Annotated in this window: 2 protein-coding genes and 1 pseudogene; 1 reads left to right on the forward strand and 2 read right to left on the reverse strand. The window is 60.3% G+C overall.

Going from position 1 to position 2,247, the window contains the following annotated elements; translation table 11 throughout:
- Positions 1-279: efflux RND transporter permease subunit (locus tag A2I95_RS32475; protein WP_291736462.1), on the reverse strand; the 279-nt coding region annotated here is incomplete at its 3' end.
- 3 nt (positions 280-282) lie between these two features.
- Positions 283-1,431 (reverse strand): efflux RND transporter periplasmic adaptor subunit, encoded by a 1,149-nt coding sequence (locus A2I95_RS32480; RefSeq protein ID WP_291736463.1) that lies wholly within the window; start codon positions 1,429-1,431, stop codon positions 283-285.
- A gap of 275 nt (positions 1,432-1,706) precedes the next feature.
- Between A2I95_RS32480 and A2I95_RS32485 the strand changes: the two are divergent.
- Positions 1,707-2,247: pseudogene (locus A2I95_RS32485) on the forward strand (S-methyl-5-thioribose-1-phosphate isomerase); the annotation flags it as partial.

Here is a 2,247-nt window from a genome sequence, read left to right on the forward strand (position 1 = left end):
TACTGAGAGAGAATAGCTGCCATTGTCCGCCGACGTGGAGGACATGTAGAGCATCCCGTCCACCCCGTTGACCTGCGCCTCGATCGGCGCGGCGACGCTTTTTTCCACGGTTTCAGCATTGGCGCCGGGGTAGCTGGCGGTGACGTTCACAACCGGCGGCGTGATTTCCGGGAACTGCGCCACAGGCAGCGCGAAATAGCCGATCACCCCCATGACCGTCAGCACCAGAGAGATGACGATTGCGAATTTCGGTCTTGAAATGAATATGCTGGAAAACATTGCTTATTCTCCAGCCTGTGCGGCCATGACCGGGTCCACTTCGACCCCGGGGCGGATCTTTTGCAGGCCTTCGACCACAACGGTTTCGCCCTTGGTCAGACCGTCCAGCACAATGATGCCGGTGCCCTGAACATCGCCAGTGACGATATAGCGCTGGGCCACCTGATTCTGATCGTCCACTACCAGAACAAACGGCCCCTGCTGATCGCGCTGGATCGCAGCCTGGCTGATGATGATCCGGTCAACTGCCTCCTGAGACTGCAGGCCGACGGTCAGAAAGGCGCCGTCCAGGATCAACCGGTGATCATTTTGAAACTGCGCCCGTACGGTGACGGCGCCGGTGGCTGGATCAACCCGGTTGCCGGCAAAGGCGATCCGGCCTTTTTCCTCCAGCTCGGCGCCATTGGGCAAGACGACGAATACTTCCGGCGCGGTTTCAGTGTCAGAGCGTTCAATACCTTCGGCCTGAAGCTCCTGCAAAATCTCGACAAACTGCTTTTCGTTCAACGAAAAGGAAACATAAACCGGTGCTTCACGCACGATATTGACCAAAGCCGCGCCACTGGGGTTGACCACATCGCCGATGCTGACCTCGACCCGGCCGACCCGGCCCGAGAACGGCGCGTGGATTTCGGTATAGCTCAGATCCAATTCCGCCTGCCGGATCGCAGCTGCGGCAGCGCGCACCTGGGCTTCGGCCACCAGCTCATTGGCGCGGGAGGTGTCCCGGTCCGCCTCGGGCACCGAACCGCGTTCGAACAGTTCCTGCTTGCGGGCCAGATCCAACGAGGCGAGCTCCAAATTGGCCTCAGCCTGGGCCAGTTCGGCGCGGCGGCTTTCCAGCACCGCCTCATAAGCGCTGCGTTCGATGCGGAACAGCACGTCGCCCTTTTCCACCTCAGCACCGTCTTTGACCAGCACCTCCTCCAAGTAGCCGTTGACCCGGGCCATGATGTTTGCCTTGTCGATCGCTTCACCGCGGCCGATGAAGGTTGAGGTATCCTTGATCGGTTTAACCACTGCCTGCGACACCGAAACCTTTGGTGCAGCACCCTGCTGCGCAAACGCCGCATCCGCACTTGCCAGACCAACCGCTGCAATTGCTGCTAGTCCGGTCCAGCCGGTCAGGCCCCTGTTCCAGAAATTCTTCATCCTTGAGCCTTTCAATTTGACGAAAATAAACCGGGCGGCCGGTTTTCCGGTGCACCCGCTCGTTATAAAACTTAACCCTATTGAACACTGCGCGAGCTGCTGTCTGCAAGGAGCACGCGTGCTGACCGGACAATTTCACTCAGAAACTCCGCGATTATCCAGCGGGCCTTTTCAACGAAACCTTGCGCGCAAGGCGCAATTCAGGGAAACCGGAAACAACTTGCCGGCCAATCCGGCACCGGCAGCTGCGCTGCAACGAAAAAGGGGAAACTCCGATGAAAGTGAATGGCACCCATTACCGCTCCCTTTGGTGGGATCATGATCACGACGCGCTGCAGATCATTGATCAGCGCTGGCTGCCGCATGACTTCCGTGTCCAGCAGGTGAACACGCTGCAGGAGTTTGCCGATGCAATTGTTGAGATGCGGGTGCGCGGCGCGCCTCTGATCGGTGCGACCGCAGCTTATGGCATGGCCCTGGCGATGCGGCTGGATTCGTCGGATGCGGCGATGGATCAGGCCTGGAGCTTTCTCAACGCCACCCGCCCCACCGCCATCAACCTGCGCTGGGCGCTTGATCGTTGCCGCAACCACCTGCGACCGCTGGCGGCAGGGGAACGCGCTGCCGCTGCGCTGGCACTGGCGCATGAGATCGCGGACGAAGATGTCCGGATCAACCGCAGCATTGGCGGGCACGGATTGGAACTGATCAAGAAAATCGCCGCGAAAAAGCCTGCGGGCGAGCCGGTCCGCCTGCTGACCCATTGCAACGCCGGCTGGATCGCCACCGTCGATTGGGGCACCGCCACCAGCCCGA

The sequence above is a fragment of the Leisingera sp. F5 genome (genome assembly GCF_001593695.1).